General features: G+C 42.2%; 11 protein-coding genes and 3 pseudogenes. 13 read left to right on the top strand and 1 reads right to left on the bottom strand.

Annotation, left to right across the window (positions count from 1 at the left end):
- Positions 1-41 precede the first annotated feature (41 nt).
- Positions 42-965: a LysR family transcriptional regulator gene (locus FTT86_RS04775; RefSeq protein ID WP_180180765.1), complete on the bottom strand. Its 924-nt coding sequence runs from the start codon at positions 963-965 to the stop codon at positions 42-44.
- A gap of 278 nt (positions 966-1,243) precedes the next feature.
- Between FTT86_RS04775 and FTT86_RS04770 the strand changes: the two genes are divergently transcribed.
- From FTT86_RS04770 to FTT86_RS04710, 13 genes and pseudogenes are all read left to right on the top strand, one after another.
- Positions 1,244-2,299 (top strand): aromatic ring-hydroxylating dioxygenase subunit alpha, encoded by a 1,056-nt coding sequence (locus FTT86_RS04770; RefSeq protein ID WP_180180695.1) that lies wholly within the window; start codon positions 1,244-1,246, stop codon positions 2,297-2,299.
- Positions 2,300-3,018: 719 nt separating this feature from the next.
- Positions 3,019-4,119 carry a BMP family ABC transporter substrate-binding protein gene (locus FTT86_RS04765; protein ID WP_005251735.1) on the top strand — a complete coding sequence of 367 codons (1,101 nt, stop codon included), beginning with the start codon at positions 3,019-3,021 and terminating at the stop codon, positions 4,117-4,119.
- A gap of 119 nt (positions 4,120-4,238) precedes the next feature.
- Entirely contained in the window at positions 4,239-5,840 is a 1,602-nt protein-coding gene (locus FTT86_RS04760) for an ABC transporter ATP-binding protein (protein ID WP_180087034.1), read from the top strand.
- A 41-nt stretch (positions 5,841-5,881) separates the two neighbouring features.
- Positions 5,882-6,979 (top strand): ABC transporter permease, encoded by a 1,098-nt coding sequence (locus FTT86_RS04755; protein WP_180087035.1) that lies wholly within the window; start codon positions 5,882-5,884, stop codon positions 6,977-6,979.
- Positions 6,980-7,012: 33 nt separating this feature from the next.
- Complete coding sequence (locus FTT86_RS04750) at positions 7,013-7,933, top strand: ABC transporter permease (RefSeq protein WP_004280246.1); 921 nt, start codon at positions 7,013-7,015, stop codon at positions 7,931-7,933.
- A gap of 43 nt (positions 7,934-7,976) precedes the next feature.
- A complete protein-coding gene (locus FTT86_RS04745) occupies positions 7,977-9,350 on the top strand; it encodes an amidohydrolase family protein (protein ID WP_180180694.1) in 1,374 nt (457 codons plus the stop codon).
- 449 nt (positions 9,351-9,799) lie between these two features.
- Positions 9,800-10,807 carry a DUF1852 domain-containing protein gene (locus FTT86_RS04740; protein WP_180087037.1) on the top strand — a complete coding sequence of 336 codons (1,008 nt, stop codon included), beginning with the start codon at positions 9,800-9,802 and terminating at the stop codon, positions 10,805-10,807.
- Positions 10,808-10,898: 91 nt separating this feature from the next.
- Positions 10,899-11,874, top strand: a pseudogene (locus FTT86_RS04735) (methionine synthase).
- 91 nt (positions 11,875-11,965) lie between these two features.
- A pseudogene (locus FTT86_RS04730) lies at positions 11,966-12,460 on the top strand (flavin reductase).
- A 251-nt stretch (positions 12,461-12,711) separates the two neighbouring features.
- Positions 12,712-13,975, top strand: a pseudogene (locus FTT86_RS04725) (MgtC/SapB family protein).
- A 105-nt stretch (positions 13,976-14,080) separates the two neighbouring features.
- On the top strand, positions 14,081-15,766 hold the full coding sequence (locus tag FTT86_RS04720) for a phosphoethanolamine transferase (RefSeq protein WP_180180693.1): 1,686 nt from the start codon (positions 14,081-14,083) through the stop codon (positions 15,764-15,766).
- A 1-nt stretch (position 15,767) separates the two neighbouring features.
- Positions 15,768-16,439: a response regulator transcription factor gene (locus FTT86_RS04715; protein WP_085064834.1), complete on the top strand. Its 672-nt coding sequence runs from the start codon at positions 15,768-15,770 to the stop codon at positions 16,437-16,439.
- A 5-nt stretch (positions 16,440-16,444) separates the two neighbouring features.
- Positions 16,445-17,764 carry a HAMP domain-containing sensor histidine kinase gene (locus FTT86_RS04710; RefSeq protein ID WP_180180692.1) on the top strand — a complete coding sequence of 440 codons (1,320 nt, stop codon included), beginning with the start codon at positions 16,445-16,447 and terminating at the stop codon, positions 17,762-17,764.
- Positions 17,765-17,786: the final 22 nt, after the last annotated feature.

Below are 17,786 nucleotides of genomic sequence, written 5' to 3'. Positions count from 1 at the left end.
ATTTTAGTTATCGCGGTTTTTGTTATTTAGGTATGAAAATACTACAGTTGCTGCACCTTGCTTTTTAAGGTTTCCATTTGTTCAATCATATGTTTAATCATCAACTGGGAAACGCGTGAAATTTGGCGTTTAGGCGCCACACACAAGGCAATGGTCAGCGGATGCAGCCCTTTTTCAGAGATAGGTTTAAAGACCACTTCATCTCGCTCGACATACGGTAAAACATCGAGATAACTAAAAATTCCAATCCCGGAATTCGCCTTAATGAGAGTATTCATCAGGCGGATATCATTCGATTCCGTTTTACGTGCAGGTATAAATTGATGATGTTTATACAATGCCTGTACATAATCATGAATAATCAGGGGTTCGGCCGGAATAAAATGGTTGTCATTCAAGGTATCTGAAAAATAAATCTTTTCTGCTTGAGCAAGAGGATGAGACTTACCCATCACAAAACCTAAAGGCAGTTCCAGAAAATAGAGGACTTCAATATGTTGATGGGATTTTGGATTCAGGATCAGGCCAAAATCCAGATCTGCCTCAATCACTTTTTTGGCTACAATTTCACTGTCTGCAACCCGGATATTAAAATTAATCCAGGGATAATGTTCATACATATATTGCACGGACTGCATGACAAAACCATCATTCAAGGCAGAAATTAAACCAAATTCGATGGTCCCACGCGTAAGCCCCTGAATTTCATCAAAGCGAATCCGGGTTTGCTGGAATTCTTTTTGCCATTTTATAACATCGGCATAGAGTAATTCGCCCGCCAGTGTCAGTTTTAAACCATTGGGCAAGCGCTCAAATAACATAATTCCCAGTTCTTCTTCAGCCAGAGCAATTTGCCGATGTACTGCAGACACGGAAATGAATAATTGATCTGCGGCCTTGCGTAAACTTCCCGTTTTCGCCACCGCGATAAAATATTCTGAAAATCGGGAAAAAGGCGTATTCATCAATTTAGTCAAGCAAGTACCACCGTTTATTTATATCAATATTTGAGATAAACGTGTTTATGCGAGTTTTATGCCAAAGAAGGTAGCTTTAATCGGCAAGTACATTTGTACATGGTTGATGTGTTCTAATTTTAAGAATGAATAGTACGAATCATTCTAATAGACAGAATGACAATAAATTCAGTAATTTCAATCATAAGCAAAGCCAAAATTGCACAGTTCTGTACTGTTCAAGGCCTGTAAAAAGAGACCATCCACAGTAAGAATATAGGTTTGATATGAACGCCATTCCAGTCATCAATTTATTCAACAAACCCTGCTATAGCCAGTTTGATGATCAGGACTGGGAAATTCTGGCTCGTCACTGGTATCCGGTTGCACGGATTCAGGACGTTTCTACCGAACCGCAACAAGTAACCCTGCTTGATGTCAAACTGGCATTGTACAAAACAGAAAGTGGCGATATTCATCTGGTCCGTGATCTCTGTCCACACCGGGGCGTACCCTTAACCAAAGGCTGGGTTTCGGGTGAAAATCTGGTCTGTCCTTATCATGGCTTACACTACAATGGCCAGGGAAAATGTATCAAAATTCCTGCACAACCCGAGCTGACCAACATTTCTGAGCGCTTTTCTCTGACCAAATTTCCAGTAGTGCAAAAATATGGCTTGATCTGGACCAGTATTTTTGGCCGTGACGAAGCAAAAGCCAATTTCCCTGTTTTAGATACCTGGGAGATGCCAGATCATCAGGCAATTTTACCGCCGTTTGTGGATATTGCCGGTTCAAGTGGCCGTCAACTGGAAGGCTTTATTGATGTTGCACATTTTGCCTGGGTTCATCAGGGTTCTTTCGCAGATCCTGAAAATCAGGTTGTACCCAAATACACGACAGCACGTACAGATTACGGCCTGCATACCGAATATGTTAGCAGTGTCAGCAACTATCCACATGGTATGCAAGATCTGGCACCGGAAGGCTTTTTGTGGAAACGTGTATTTGATGTCTATCCACCGTTTTCTGCGGTGCTAACCGTACATTTCCCAGAACAGGGACAATTAAAAATTCTCAATGCCTGTTGTCCGGTCTCACACAATAAAACCCGTTTATTTGTACCACTGACACGCAACTTCGATACCACAGGAGATTTACAGGCGGTATATGACTTCAATGCACAAATTTTTGCCGAAGATCAGGACATGGTAGAAAGCCAAAAACCTGAAGAATTACCGCTCGATATTTCTATGGAAGCGCATTTTGAAGCAGATCGCTCTTCAACGACCTATCGTCGAATCTTAGCCGAGTGGGGATTAAGTAAACGTTATATTGTCTAATATATTTTAAAATTTAAAAATATGGATTAAATTTTAAATAGAAACCCTATATTTCAATATAGTGGTTTTTATTTATATTATTTTTGAATGATCAAAATATTATTTATATGTCCTTATTTCTTAATTAAAATTGATTAATATTTTCAAAATTTGGAAATTAAATAAATCAATCCAGGCAAGCTCCGATTAGAGATTTCCAACCTCCTTCAATGAGGAGAGAAAATAAAAATATCTACAGAACATCATCCTTTCGGCGCATTACAAGCTAAACCCAACTATCAAAAAAACTATTAATCTATTTAAATATTAATAATTTATATCAAAAAAAATTCCACTCCCTCAATGAGTCTCAATACATGATTCTATCATCTACATCTATCTTTGCTCATGAAAAATATGAAGCTTCGATTAAAAAAAGAGTGCACAAATTTAAAGCGTTTTATTTTATCGCACTACTAATAAGCAATAATAAAAATAAATCATTTTATTAAATTAAATTTTATATCAACTACAAGCTTAGTATTTATTACTTTAATCCCATTACTTTTTAATTAAATCATAAAAACAAAAACATTTTATTTTAAAAGCCTGTTTTTATTATTTTTGATAAAAACTGGAATACTTATTGCTAATTATATCTTGAACAGACTGAGCGCATTTGAGTGAAGTCATTTTAAAGCATGTGTTGTATGACACAGAACAACCAAGAGCAGAATAAAATGAAAGAAAAAAATAGCTTCAAAACCGGATTGAAAAAATTGGTAGGGGTGTTAATGGCAAGCGGTATGATGAGCATGGCCGCTGTCGCCAATGTTCAGGCCCAAGATAAAGCCGCATTTGTTTATATTGGCCCAACCAGTGACCATGGCTGGACCTATTCTCATGATCAAGGCAGGATTAAGGCTGAAAAAACCCTCGCAGGAAAATATAAAACCTCTTATATTGAAAATGTCCCTGAAACAGCAGATGCCGAACGTGTGATCCGCAACCTGGCACAACAAGGCAATAAAGTCATTTTTGCGACTTCGTTTGGTTATATGAATGCAATGGAGAAAGTATCCAAGCAATTTCCAAATACCGTATTTATGCATGCAACCGGTTATAAGCAGGGCAAAAATTTAGGGGTATATGATGTCCGCACCTATGAAGGCGCTTATATGCTAGGTGTGGTCGCAGGGCAAAAAACCAAAAATAATGTTTTGGGCGTAGTTGCGTCTTTTCCAATTCCTGAAGTTATCCGTAATATCAATGCCTATACCCTCGGTGCACAAAGTGTAAATCCAAAAATTAAAACCAAAGTCATTTGGGTGAATTCATGGTTTAACCCGGGCAAAGAACGTGATGCAGCCTTGGCATTGATTGCTCAAGGTGCAGATGTGCTGATGCAAAATACCGATTCTCCGGCAGTGGTACAGGCGGCTGAACAAAAAGGTGTCTTTGCTTTTGGCTGGGACTCTGACATGAGCAAATTTGGCCCTAAAGCGCATCTTGCCGCATCGGTTTTACATTGGGAAAAAATTTACACCCCGGTAATGATGCAAGTCAGCAATAAAACCTGGAAACCAAGTGCAATGTGGTACGGCGTGAAACAAAAAGCAGTCGATATTGAAAGCTTTGGTCCTTCCGTGTCGGCAGCCTCTAAAGCAAAAGCGCTCAGCGTACGTGATGGCATTTTAAAAGGCACACTGCATCCATTTACCGGCCCGATTCATAAACAGGATGGTACATTGGTCTTGGCAAAAGGCAAGCGCCTAGATGATGCGGCACTAAGTAAAATGAATTACTACGTGAAGGGCGTAGAGGGTTCATTACCGAAATAAAGCTTTGCCATTTTGCAATTAAAAATCTTTAAACACTTTGATGTACTTTTCTGCATCCATTTGCATGCCTGACAACCATCGATGGATGCTGAATTGCTACGGCATGGAATAGGGCACTGATGATGACCTCTCAACACGATAGATCTGCTCATGCGCAAGAGTTGAATGCACGTTCTTCTTCAGGTGTACCGCGTTTACAGCTCATCAATATCTGTAAAAGTTACAATTCATTGAAAGCGAATGACCAGATACATTTAACCGTTCAACCTGGGCAGATTCATGCCATTTTGGGTGAAAATGGTGCTGGCAAAAGTACGCTGATGAAAATCATTTATGGAGCAACCAAGGCCAATCAGGGACAAATCCTCTGGAACGGTAAAGAAGTTCATATTGATAACCCGTCGATGGCAAGAAAGCTCGGGATTGGCATGGTCTATCAGCATTTTTCTTTGTTTGAGACTTTGACTGTAGTCGAAAATATTTCGCTGGGACTGGATGAAAAGATTCCTTTAAAAGCTCTAAGTCAAAAAATTATTGCAGTTTCAGAACAATATGGTTTACCCATTGATCCACGCCGCGAAGTACATTCTTTATCGGTAGGTGAGCGGCAACGTGTCGAAATTATTCGTTGTCTTTTGCAAAATCCCGCTTTAATCATTTTAGATGAACCCACCTCGGTACTGACGCCACAAGCGGTACGGCAACTGTTTAAAACTTTACGGTTATTGGCCTCCCAAGGCGTTTCAATTTTATATATCAGTCATAAATTACACGAGATCAAAGAGCTCTGTGATGAAGCGACCATCTTACGCAATGGCCGTGTCACCGGAAATGTTAATCCCAAAGACAACAGTACCAGTGATTTAGCACGCTTAATGATTGGCCGTGATTTACCGACCTATGTACGCCCTGAATATACAGGTGAAAAACAGATATTATTCCAGGTTGAGAATCTCAATTACCAGTCCGACGACCCATTTGGTGTGTCGCTGAAAAATATCAATTTAAATATTTTTGCCGGTGAAATTGTAGGAATTGCCGGGATTTCTGGCAATGGGCAAGCAGAATTACTGTCTTTATTGTCGGGGGAAAACAGCCTGAAACATGGCCGGATGGTTCTGGATCAAATCGATATTTCCCGATTCAGTTCTGGACAACGGCGTGATTTGGGCCTGGGCTTTGTCCCTGAAGAACGTCTGGGCCGAGGAGCAGTCCCGAACATGACACTGTCCCAGAATGCCTTGCTGACCGCATTTCGGCAGAACCTGACGCAATGGGGATTAATCAAGTTTGCACAATGTAAGCTTTTTGCCGAGCACTGTATTGAAAAATTCGGGGTGAAAGCCAGTGGCCCAGAGGCAGAAGCACGTTCCTTGTCCGGTGGAAATCTACAAAAATTTATTGTCGGCCGGGAAATTTTGCAAAACCCGAAATTCCTGATTGTGGCTCAACCGACCTGGGGCGTTGATGTGGGCGCGTCCATGTTTATCCGGCAAACCCTGATTGATCTCTCTCGACAAGGTGTTGCCATTTTGGTGATTTCAGAAGAATTAGAAGAGCTGTTTGAAATCAGTGATCGTCTCTGCGTGTTGGCCAATGGTGAACTATCTCCAGCGATACCTACTCATGAAACCAATACTGAAAATGTTGGAATCTTGATGTCAGGCATTCCAGGCCATGACACTGCGATCATAGTAGAGGAGCAGCAAGCTCATGCTTAATATAACAAAAAAACAAATATACAGGTTGAGAGGAGAGCGACATGCATTTACTGGAACCGCGTGAACATCCCTCTCAAATCATGAAGTGGCTTTCACCGCTCATTGCGCTGCTAGCCATGCTGATTGTCGGTAGTATTCTGTTTTTAATGTTGGGGATTAATCCCGCGCAAGCCATGTACATCTTCTTTATTGAACCGCTGACGTCGTCTTATGGCTGGAGTGAACTGGCAGTGAAAGCCGGGCCTCTGATTCTGATTGCCTTGGGACTGGCGGTCGGATTCCGGGCGAAATTATTCAATATCGGTGCTGAAGGTCAGCTTACCATCGGGGCAATTTTTGGTGGTGGTATTGCGATTTTATTTCATGATCAAATCGGTTGGTGGATTCTTCCGTTAATGATCGTCATGGGGGCACTCGGTGGGGCACTCTGGGGCGCAATTCCTGCCTTGCTGAAAACCCATTTTAATGCCGAAGAAACCCTGACCACCCTGATGATGAATTATGTTGCAGTATGTGTGTTGCTATACCTGGTCAATGGTCCCTGGCGTGATCCGGATGGGATGAACTTCCCTCAATCGGTGGTTTTTAGTGAGAGTGCGACGCTGCCATTCATTGTAGAAGGCACACGCATTAATGCCTCTATTTTTATCACTTTTTTTGCAGTCCTTCTGTTCTGGGTTTTTATGCGTAAAAGTCTGACGGCCTATAAACTGCAAGTCAGCGGTCAGGCACCTTTAGCTGCCAAATACGCAGGTTTTTCTTCCTCCAAAGCGATCTGGATGAGTCTGGTGATTTCCGGAATGATGGCAGGTATTGCCGGAATCTGTGAAGTGGCTGGGCCTATTGGTCAGCTGAATCCGAACCTGTCCCCAGGTTATGGCTATGCAGCGATTATCGTGGCCTATCTAGGTCGTCTCAATCCAATCGGTATTGTGCTGTCAGGCTGTTTTATGGCGCTGATTTATCTGGGCGGCGAAATGGCACAAATGCAGCTCCAGCTTCCGGTCGCGATTACCGGTATTTTCCAGGGGCTGCTGTTGTTTTTCCTGTTGGCTTCCGATGCATTGATTGAAAATCGTTACCGTTTTAGCAAAAAAATGGCGCCACCGGTCCCTCAGCCCACAGCAACTACCCTTTAACCCAATGTTGTCTACAGCAAAAGGAAGCATGATATGGCTTTAGAAATAACTGCAATTCTTGCAGGTACTGTTGCCGCAGCAACACCACTGATTTTCGCAGGTCTGGGGGAATTGGTCACACAGCGGACCGGTGTGATTAATCTTGGAGTAGAAGGGATGATGCTGGTGGGTGCAATTGCAGGTTTTGCTTTTGCTGCGCAATATGATGCCAGTGTATTAAGTGCCTTATTGATGGGTGGTCTGGCAGGCATGCTGATGGCCCTGATTTTTGCCTTTTTTACCTTGTCTTTAAGTACCAATCAATCCGCGTGCGGTTTGGCTTTAACCATTTTTGGACTCGGTATCTCTGCATTTTTGGGACAGAACTACGTCAGTATGGCTTTACCGGGTCTGGCTAATTTTAATATTCCACTATTAGCGGATATTCCAGTATTGGGTCCGATTTTGTTCCAGCAAAACTATGTGGTGTATTTGTCGATTTTGGCATTTTTTGCCGTTTGGCTGGTGCTGGCCAAAACCCGTTTGGGCTTATTGCTTAAAGCAGTTGGAGAATCACCGGAAAGTGCGCACGCCATGGGTTATCACGTGTTGGCGATTCGTTATGGCGCAGTACTATTTGGCGGTTTGATGGCAGGAGTTGGCGGAGCATTTCTATCAACCGTCTATACCCCGATGTGGATTGAAAATATGGTCGCAGGCCGCGGCTGGATTGCCATTGCACTGGTAGTATTTGCGGTGTGGAAACCAACACGTTTAATGCTCGGCGCTTACCTGTTTGGGGGCGTAACCATTTTGCAATTTCACGCCCAGGCGCTTGGAATCAAGGTTCCGAACGAGCTGCTTGCCGCATTGCCCTATATAGCCACCATTGTGGTACTGGTCATGATTTCACGGAATAAAAAAGTACTCAAAATGAATTTGCCATCTTCTTTAGGCAAAACCTTCGTGCCATAACCGCAGCCATTCATCATAAATAGAATAGATTTGAGTATAAATCATGAAAATTTTAACAGCTTCCTATGTCCTTACCATGAATGCGCAGAATGAATGTATTAAAAATGGCGCGATACTGATTGAGGGCGACCAAATAAAAGCAGTGGGTACATTGGCACAGTTAACTCAATGCTATCCAGAGGTGCTCATTGAAGATTACCCACAAAAGATCCTGATGCCGGGCTTGATCAATACCCATTGTCATTCCGGTTTATTGCGTGGTACGGCTGAAGGATTACCGGTTTGGGATTGGTTACAGCAGTATATTGACCCGATGCACCGGGTGTTGACACCAGAGGATGCGAAAATCGCCTCCTATTTATGTTATGCCGAGGCACTATTGTCGGGAACGACCACCATCGTTGATATGTGGCGTTATATGGACGGAAGTGCTGAAGCTGCGCAAGCATTGGGAATTCGTGCCGTTCTAGTACCTTATGTCGCGGAACATCCGGATCACAATTATTTTGAAACCTTAAAAAGTAATGAGGCTTTATTCAACCGTTGGCATCAGCAGGCGAATGGACGTATTCAGGTTTGGGTGGGTTTAGAGCACCTGTTTTATGCTGAAGCTTCAGCATTAAGCCTCATTGAGAAACTTTGTCAGGATTATCAAACCGGTTTTCATACCCACAGCAATGAAAGCCAATTTGATGTACAGGAAAACCTGCGCCGTTCAGGTATTCGCCCAATTGAGAGTCTGCAAAAACTGGGCTTGCTAGATCTGCCTAAAACTTTGTTGGCACATTGCGTCTGGACAGATGCAAATGAAATTCAGATTTTAAGGCGACATGCGGTAGGGGTTGCGCACAATCCTATTTCCAACATGAAGTTGGCTTCCGGTGCAGCGCCTGTCGTTGAAATGCTACGTCAAGGCGTTGCGGTGGGTTTGGGTACTGACGGAGAAAAAGAAAACAATAACCTGGATCTATTTGAAGAAATGAAAACGGCGTCATTATTAGCAAAGTTCTCGAATTTAGATGCGGCTACTCTGGATGCCTGGTCAGTCTGTCAAATGGCTACGATTACAGGAGCTAAAGCCTTGGGTATGCAAGATGAAATTGGTTCATTGGAAGTCGGCAAACAGGCCGACCTGATTGCGGTGAAACTGGATACACCGCGGATGACGCCGTTGATTGATCATAGAAAATTATTTAATTTGCATACCAATTTAGTCCATGCAGTTCAAGGCCAAGATGTCGTGATGACGATGGTGGCGGGACAGACTGTGGTTAAAAATGGCCGTTTGATCAATGCCGATTTACAGGCTCTAATTGATCAAGTGAATCAGGCGGCGCCACGCTTGTTTGAACGTCGTGATCAGTGGTTTGCAAAGCAGGGGCGAACGGTAAATGAATTACAGCGGGAAGAATTTTAAGATTTACGTGGGGGTTGCGGTTATTCATTGATAGTGGGGTGACCTCAGACGCCTTTCTAACGAATGATTTAAATGAAATTAAACAGAGTGAATAGACTGATATTTTCTAATCTTTAGATGAGTTTTATTCATTCACTTCTAAATTGCATCTAATAAGCTATAAAACCATTCTTTGAATTTACCCCTCAATTTCATCCACTTAATATTCGATAGAATTTATCTTAAGTTATTAATATTCATTATTTTATCACCTATTAAACCCTAAAATTTCATAGAAAAAATCTTTCATATTTTTCTTCATTAAGTGATCTTGATATCTTATAGAACAACCAATCATGAGTAATATTCACTTTTCATTGAGTTTAAATCATTTTTATTCATCTTAAGGTTCACGTATAAGTAGGCTCATTCAGAAATTTGATTATTAGAACTTAGGGCAGTGGATCACAATGAGTAAAAAGTTTGCATGTTCAATTAAGCGCATTCGTTTTGACGAAAACTATCAACCTGCAGATAGTACACGTCTGACGACGAACTTTGCCAATTTGGCGCGTGGCGAAAGTCGCGAACAGAATTTGCGTAACACTCTGCGAATGATCAATAACCGTTTTAATGCATTGGCACATTGGGATAACCCAAAAGCAGATCGTTATTCAGTTGAAATCGACATTATTTCAGTTGACCTGGATCTTGAAGGAAATGGTAAAACATTCCCTGCAATTGAAACTTTAAAAACTACGATTGTCGATCATCAGACCAATCAGCGTATTGATGGCATGATTGGCAACAGTTTCTCGTCTTATGTCCGCGATTATGATTTTAGCGTGGTACTTCCTGAACATATCAAGAAAAATCCAGCCTCGACCAAGCCAGAAAATTTTGGTGATTTACACGGCAAGCTTTATCAATACCTCGTCAATTCTGAAGTATTTAAGGCAGAATTTAAAAAACAGCCTGTGATTTGTTTGAGCGTTTCAACCTCGAAAACCTATTACCGTACCGCGAATGTGCATCCTGTATTGGGTATGGAATATAAAAATGATGAGTATTCACGCACCGATGAATACTTCGCCAAAATGGGCTTAACCGTTCGTTATTTCAAACCTGAAAATGCTGCTGCACCTTTAGCATTTTATTTCGCAGGTGACTTATTACGTGATTATACCGATCTGGAGTTGATCAGTGCGATCAGTACCATGGAAAGCTTCCAAAAGATTTACCGTCCTGAAATTTATAATGCGAATTCTGCTGCGGGTCAGGTCTATCAACCCAGCCTTGAGTACCCAGATTATTCATTGACTCAAATTGTGTATGACCGTGTTGAGCGTGGTCAGTTGGCAGTGAAGCAAGGAAAGTGGACGGAAGAGCACTTTATCAAACCTTATAAAGACATTCTGGAGCAATGGGCTGCCGAGTTCACGCTCACAAATATTGCCGACCAAGAACGCGCTGCTTAATACACCACATTATTTTACGAATATAGAGATAGAAGATTAAACATGGCACTTCCCAACATCAACTGCTGGTAGCTTACCGAAACCGTCTTGGCTGGCAGAACCTGAAAAACTCTGGTCACCCTGGAAATTGGAAGGTCAGGAATTGCTTGATGCAAAACAAGATGCATTGCGTTTATCATTGCATGAGCAACAGCAAGCCGGCATTGATATTGTCAGCGATGGGGAACAAACCCGTCAGCATTTTGTGACCACATTTATTGAGCATCTAGAAGGCGTTGACTTCAATCAACGTGAAACGGTCAAAATCCGTGATCGTTATGAAGCGAGCGTGCCATCAGTCGTGGGTGAAGTTTCTCGTCAAAAACCTGTCTTTGTTGAAGATGCCAAATTCTTACGTTCACTCACAGATCAGCCGATTAAATGGGCGCTTCCTGGTCCAATGACCATGATTGATACCTTATATGATGGTCACTACAAGAGCCGCGAAAAACTCGCTTGGGAATTTGCCAAGATCCTGAATCAGGAAGCTCGTGAACTTGAAGCCGTTGGCGTGGATATCATCCAATTTGATGAACCTGCATTTAACGTGTTCTTCGATGAAGTGAATGACTGGGGTGTGGCAACTTTAGAGCGTGCGCTTGAAGGTCTGAAGTGTGAAACTGCGGTACACATTTGCTATGGCTATGGTATTAAAGCCAATACCGACTGGAAAAAAAACCTTAGGTTCAGAATGGCGCCAGTACGAAGAAGCATTTCCGAAACTGCAAAAATCAAAAATTGATATTGTGTCGCTTGAATGCCATAACTCACGTGTTCCGATGGATTTGATTGAGTTGATTCGTGGTAAAAAAGTCATGGTGGGTGCTATTGATGTCGCAAGTAATCAAATTGAAACAGCTGAAGAAGTGGCAAATACGTTGCGTAAAGCACTTCAGTTTGTGGATGCAGACAAACTCTATCCTTCAACCAACTGTGGCATGGCGCCACTTGGTCGCCAAATTGCACGTGGCAAACTCAATGCACTCAGTACAGGTGCTGAGATTATTCGTCAGGAATTATCTCGCTAATTAAAGTGAATTCATGATGCTTTCAGCAGCTTGAAAGCATCATTTGAGTGATATAACGCTCTTTATAAAAGTTGAATGTTGGAATACGGTGATGGTTGAAGCGACAGACTTTAGAAATGCAATGTCTTTATTAACAAGTGCAGTAAATGTAGTGACCACAATGGGCGATTCAGGTCGTCATGGCTTTACTGCATCTGCCGTGTGTAGCGTGACCGACATACCACCGACATTGTTGGTTTGTATGAATAAATCATCTCGTTCACATGCAAGTTTTATAGAGAATAAAGTGCTATGCATAAATGTACTGAGTACAGATCAAGAGAATCTTTCAAATGCTTTTGCATCTTCAAAATTCAGTTCTGAACAACGATTTGAACATGGTGAGTGGACTCAATTAGAAACGGGTTCTCCTGTACTTCAAGATGCACTGGTGAGCTTTGATTGTGAAATTGGGCAGATCTAGGAAGTTGGTACACATACGATTTTGATTTGTCCGATTGTTGCCATTCAACAGAATCAGGAAGATCAAGCCCTGGTTTATTTTAATCGTGCCTATCATCAGGTCGGGGAAACAGAGTCTGTCTAATCCTGGAGCTGATGTAGGATTAAAATATTTTAGATTTAAAAGCTTATTAACTTCCGTAATTTTGATTAAACTGGTCTACTAAGAATAAGGAATTAGGTAGACCATCAACAAGGATGAATGGCGGACTAATGCAATAATTTACAGCTATCTATAGCCTAGAATTTAAAGATACAGCAGTTAAATTGATGTGCTGCTTTAAAAAACTGTTTATATACTAAAAATACCTACAATCACTGGATGACACAAGGTGAATGCTCTTGAATATGCTTTTGCAAAGTTTATCTTTTCAGGAATTACTGACCATCATGCTGTCGGCATTAGGCTGTGGGCTTTTAATTGGGCTTGAGCGTGAACGTCATAAAAACAATAACAATGAGCAGAGTTTTGCAGGATTAAGATCATTTACGATTACAGCTTTATTGGGTGCTTCATGTTTCCTTTTGCATCTCTATATTGGAGTAATAGGAACCGTCGCGGTCAGCCTGTTTTGTGTGTATAGCCTGTTTCAACAGAAGCAGGATATCGGCTCTACCACTGAACTGGCTTTTTTGATGACCTATATCATTGGCGCTATTTGTGTGGAATATCCCACTTGCTGCAGGGATGGCGGTTCTACTTACGATCATCCTGATGGGCAAACAGACACTGCATCAATTTGCCGGAAAAACGATCCAAAGCTATGAGTTAAGAGATGGGCTACTTTTATTGGCTTTGATATTGATTGCGTTGCCGGTCATGCCCAATAAGCCCTTGTGGGGCGCCGTACTGAATCCCTATATCATCCTGAAACTACTCATTTTAATCTTGATTGTGCAGTCCATGGCACATGTGGCAAAACGAATCCTGTCCAATGATAAGGCGCTTATTTTATCTGCCTTAGCCTCGGGATTTGTCTCCAGTACGGCCACAATTGCCAGTTTGGGCATGCAAGTTCGATCCGGACAGGCCAGTGCTAAATTAAATGCAGGTGCGGGATTAATCTCCTGTATTGCCACCTTATTACAGCTCTTGCTGATTGTTCTGGGAGTGAGCGTAGAATGGTTCAAGTTTCTGCTAATTCCGAGTTTGGTGGGCATCGGAATTTTATGTATTGCTGCCGGATTCTTGATTTATCGAACTCCCCAAGCGGATAACAGTATGAGCATTAATGAAATACAAGAAATTGATAGCCGGATGTTCAGTATAAAAGAAGCGGTAATTATTGCGGTCAGTTTGACCTTAATCCAGGCTGGGATTTACGGCGCGAATCTTCTACTGGGGGATAGCGGCTTAATTTTAGGCACTTTTTTAGCCTCTTTATTTGAAGTGCATGCTGCTGTAGCAGGTGTAGTGATACAGGGAAATCCTCACAACCTGACTTTAATTTATGCTGTTATGATTGGACTTGCGGCACATGCGGTGTCTAAAAGTATCAATTCTTTTGTGACTGGGGGATGGAAATTTTTTCTGTATTTTGCACCTAGCCAGATTCTACATATGTTAGGACTTATCTTTATTCTTCTGAGTTTGAAATAAAAGGGAGCTGGTTTGCATATATTATGAAATGATCCAATCATTTTAAGCCATTTTTAAGTTTCAAATTCTACGCTAAAGCATCTTAAAGTCTTTGAGCCATGGATCATGCTGAAGCTGTTTTCCCGTTCTTCTTTATTTAGTCAGCAACCGAAAAAGTCGATCAGTCTTTCAGGCTTCAACATTTTGCTCGCTATTTGGCTGGGATTGATCCTAAACTTTGCTTTCTATCAGAAAATTCATGAATTTACGCCTTATGCCAATCTGAAAGCAGGTCTGTTACTGGCCGCTACGGCACTGATCATTATTGCGTTTTACAATCTGGTACTACAGTGGCTGAACTGGAAATGGAACGCCAAAATACTGGCTAGTGTCCTGATCATTCTGGGTGGTTTTAGTGCTTATTTTGTCAATAGTCTGGGGGTCGTTATTACTCCGGATCAGATCCAGAATATGCTGCAAACCGATGCCCGCGAAGTTCGTGATCTTTGGTCAATGCGACTGATCATCTGGACACTGGGATTTGTAATATTTCCACTCGGCATCGTCTGGATGCTTCAAATTCAGCCTACATCGACTGGGCATCAGCTGGTGCATAAAAGCCTGAGCAGTGTAGTCTCACTCGGACTGATTCTAGGTTTATTGTTCTGCTTCTATGTCGACTATGCAGCCATCTTCAGAGAGCACCGTGATCTGAAGGGTATGCTTTCTCCACAAAATAGCATCGCGTCCACCTTGTCCTATTATAAAAAGAAAGCACCTAAAGCGAATTTACCTTTGGTGGCTTTTGGCGAAGATGCACATCTGTTACAGCAGGCCCAAATGCAGGAGCATCCCAAATTGATGGTGCTAGTTGTTGGAGAAACTGCACGTGCCGAGAGTTTTGCTTTAAATGGCTATGCGCGCAATACCAATCCTGAACTGAGCAAGTTAGCGGTGATTAATTTCAATCAGGTGAGCTCTTGTGGAACTGCAACTGCCGTTTCAGTGCCTTGTATGTTTTCGGGCATGTCACGTGAAACCTATGATGAACAGCTAGCCAGCCACCGTGAAGGTTTGCTGGATATTGCTCAGCGCGCCGGATATCAGGTGACCTGGATTGATAATAACTCAGGCTGTAAAGGTGCCTGTGACCGGGTACAAAAGTATCAGATTCCGGCACAACTGAAACAGAAGTGGTGTGATGCTTCTGGTGAATGTTTTGATGAAATCCTGGTGGATAGTCTGAAAGATTATCTGGCGCATCTGGATAAAAATAACCAGAAACCGCAGTTAATTGTGCTGCATCAGATGGGCAGTCATGGGCCAGCATATTTCAAGCGTTCCAAAACGCCGTATCAGCCATTTCAACCAACCTGTAATAGCAATGCCATTCAGGGCTGTAGTGCTGAAGAATTAAAGAATAGTTATGATAATTCGATTGTATATACAGACCATGTCCTTGCTCAAATCATTGAAACTTTAAAGCAGCAAACACAGTATCAGACCGGTTTCTGGTACCTGTCTGATCATGGAGAATCTACCGGAGAGCATGGTTTATACCTGCATGGTGCACCTTATAGTATGGCGCCGACCCAGCAAACCCATGTCCCGATGCTGATGTGGTTCTCCGATGCCTGGAAGCAGCAGAATACTCATCAGGTCAGCTGTCTTAAAGGACAGACCGGACAGGCACGCAGTCACGACCATCTTTTCCCCAGCTTATTAAGTTTACTGGATATAAAAACGCAAGTGACTGAAGCTAAAAATGATATGCTTGCACAATGCTCACCATCATTAAAGAATAGAGCTTGAAATGCATAAAATACTGATTATTGAAGACGACTTTATGATTGCCGAGTCGACTGAAACATTGCTCAAGCTGCATCAGTTTGATGTGTACTGGGTCAATAATGGGATTGAGGGTTTAAAACAGTTACAGCAGCAGGTCTATGATATTGTCCTGCTCGATTTAGGCTTGCCGATGATGGATGGTATGCTGGTGCTAAAAAATATCCGGCAGAAGTTTCCAAATTTACCGGTACTGATTATCTCCGCCCGTGATCAGTTACAAAACCGGGTAGATGGGCTGAATCAGGGAGCAGATGACTATTTAATCAAGCCTTATGAATTTGACGAGTTGCTGGCCCGTATTCATGCCTTAATACGCCGTAGTGGTTTAAAAAATACCGAGATAGATACGAATAAGAAATTATCACACAGCGGTTTGGAACTAGATCTGGAGCAGCATATCGCTCTGTTTAATGGACAGGCTATAGAATTATCCAACCGGGAATGGTCCATCTTAATGGCTATGCTAAATCATCCGAATAAAATTTTTTCCAAGAATGATCTGGAAGACAAGCTTTATGATTTTGACAGTGATGTCAGCAGTAATACGGTGGAAGTCTATATCCATCATCTGCGGGCAAAACTAGGAAAAGACTTCATACGTACCATACGTGGGCTAGGATATCGTTTAGGATGAGCGCCATGCAGAAACGTTATTCCTTGCAAAAACGTCTGGTTATTTATATTTCATTATTTAGCGTAGTACTGGGCTGTGTGCTGATCTTTGCGGCATACCGGATTGCGCTCGAAGAAATTAATGAAGTACTGGATAAACAGATGCAAAGTCTGGCAGAGCGCATTGCAGAAAATCATCCGCAACCCTTACAAAGCCAAATCGATCTAGCCAAACAATACAGTGAAGAAGATTTATTTGTAGATATCTGGTCCTATACAGATACAGCCACTTCTTTGCATCGGCAGGATGTTCTGGTGGCGCCGGTCAAGAAAGCAGGTTTCTACAAGCATCAGACGCCGTATGGAACCTGGTTAACTTATATTATTCCTGGTAAGCAATTACAGATTCAGGTGAGCCAGCAGCAAAATGTCCGGCAGGAACTGGCGCTGGAGCTGGCAGCCAATATGTTTCTTCCTTATGTGCTTTTTTTACCTTTTGCAGTATTTGGCTTAGGCTGGATGATCCGGAAAAATTTTCAGCCGCTCAATGATTTTAAAACTGAATTGGCCAGCCGCAAGGCACAAGACTTAAAGCCAATTGCAATGAAAGATTATCCCTTGGAGCTGGAACCGACCATTCAGGAAATGAATTATTTGTTTGGCCGCATTTCTCTGGCCCAACAGGAACAACGTCAATTTGTAGCAGATTCTGCCCATGAATTACGCACGCCACTGACAGCACTAAACTTACAGCTGCAAATTTTGCTACAGCAGTTCCCTCAAAGCGAGTCTATCCATAATTTGAGCCAAGGCATTTTGCGTATGCAGCATCTGGTCAACCAGTTATTAAGTCTGGCCAAACAGGATGTGACCGAAGGTTTAAGCGAACCTGTTCAATTGCTATCACTGAATCAAATGACAGTCACCTGTATCGAAGAACTGATTCAACTGGCACTACAGAAAGACATTGATTTAGGAGTAGAGCAGCAGCAGGAACTGCAGATTCAGGGCCAGGCTTCAGCTTTGCACTCGATTATTTATAATTTAATTGATAATGCAATTAAATACAGTCCGAAGGATGGCGTAATTAATGTGTCGATTTTCCAGCAAGGCCGGCAGGCGGTTTTACAGATTGAAGACAGCGGGGTAGGGATAGATCCTGCTCAATTTAATCAGATCCGGCAACGCTTTTACCGGATTCATAACCATGCAGAAATTGGCAGCGGTTTGGGTTTATCCATTGTAGATAAAGCTACCGAGCGCTTGGGTGGAACACTGGAATTTTCGCGAAGTATTAATCTGGGCGGCCTGTGTGTACAAGTCAAGTTTCCTTTAGGCGAAGCCTAAGCGAATAGGCTTCTGGTTTTTT

The organism is Acinetobacter sp. YH01021 (assembly GCF_013420255.1).
Classification (GTDB): domain Bacteria; phylum Pseudomonadota; class Gammaproteobacteria; order Pseudomonadales; family Moraxellaceae; genus Acinetobacter.
Note: the sequence above shows the minus strand (reverse complement) of the source record. Positions and strands in the feature narration are given on the sequence as shown.

What these genes read in the sequence shown, in the direction of transcription:
- FTT86_RS04765 (WP_005251735.1), top strand. Translation starts at nt 3,019, where the DNA reads ATGAAAGAAAAAAATAGCTTCAAAACCGGATTGAAAAAATTGGTAGGG.
- FTT86_RS04760 (WP_180087034.1), top strand. Translation starts at nt 4,239, where the DNA reads ATGATGACCTCTCAACACGATAGATCTGCTCATGCGCAAGAGTTGAAT.
- FTT86_RS04740 (WP_180087037.1), top strand. Translation starts at nt 9,800, where the DNA reads ATGAGTAAAAAGTTTGCATGTTCAATTAAGCGCATTCGTTTTGACGAA.
- FTT86_RS04710 (WP_180180692.1), top strand. Translation starts at nt 16,445, where the DNA reads ATGCAGAAACGTTATTCCTTGCAAAAACGTCTGGTTATTTATATTTCA.
- FTT86_RS04750 (WP_004280246.1), top strand. Translation starts at nt 7,013, where the DNA reads ATGGCTTTAGAAATAACTGCAATTCTTGCAGGTACTGTTGCCGCAGCA.
- FTT86_RS04720 (WP_180180693.1), top strand. Translation starts at nt 14,081, where the DNA reads ATGCTGAAGCTGTTTTCCCGTTCTTCTTTATTTAGTCAGCAACCGAAA.
- FTT86_RS04755 (WP_180087035.1), top strand. Translation starts at nt 5,882, where the DNA reads ATGCATTTACTGGAACCGCGTGAACATCCCTCTCAAATCATGAAGTGG.
- FTT86_RS04770 (WP_180180695.1), top strand. Translation starts at nt 1,244, where the DNA reads ATGAACGCCATTCCAGTCATCAATTTATTCAACAAACCCTGCTATAGC.
- FTT86_RS04745 (WP_180180694.1), top strand. Translation starts at nt 7,977, where the DNA reads ATGAAAATTTTAACAGCTTCCTATGTCCTTACCATGAATGCGCAGAAT.
- FTT86_RS04775 (WP_180180765.1), bottom strand. Translation starts at nt 965, where the DNA reads ATGAATACGCCTTTTTCCCGATTTTCAGAATATTTTATCGCGGTGGCG.
- FTT86_RS04715 (WP_085064834.1), top strand. Translation starts at nt 15,768, where the DNA reads ATGCATAAAATACTGATTATTGAAGACGACTTTATGATTGCCGAGTCG.